General features: G+C 48.2%; 1 protein-coding gene. It reads right to left on the reverse strand.

Translation table 11 applies throughout. The annotated features are described in order from the left end of the window. Positions 1–18: 18 nt before the first annotated feature. Positions 19–417 (reverse strand): metal-dependent transcriptional regulator (locus tag E3E29_RS11465; protein ID WP_206205911.1); only part of this gene is annotated, 399 nt, incomplete at its 5' end.

Genomic DNA, 417 nt, shown 5'->3' on the forward strand with positions numbered 1-417 from the left:
ATCAAGAGGGCAAGGAAATCATTTTTTCTGATTCTCTGCCAGCTTCTCTTTGATGAACTGCTTGAGCACGTAGGGGCACTGCTCTTGGATAAACTGGGCGAACTCCCTTATCCTCTGCACGGTTATCTCACTGACGTAGTGCTCGAACTGACAGGCGTCGTGCTCCGCTATCTCTGGCGGAATACCGAGGATGTCTATGAAGAACTGCGTGAGGAGGAGGTGCTTTGAGTACGTTGTTTCGGCTATTTCTTTGCCCTTCTCGGTAAGCAGAATCCTGTCGTATTTCTCGTATTCAACTAGGCCCTTTTCGTTGAGCTTTTTAAGCGCATCGACGACGCTCGGCGGCTTTACGCGCATCATCTTAGCTATGTCCTTAACCCGAATGATTCCTTTGTTCTTGTGGAGGATGTATATAGT

The sequence above is a fragment of the Thermococcus sp. Bubb.Bath genome, assembly GCF_012027595.1.
Taxonomy (GTDB): domain Archaea; phylum Methanobacteriota_B; class Thermococci; order Thermococcales; family Thermococcaceae; genus Thermococcus.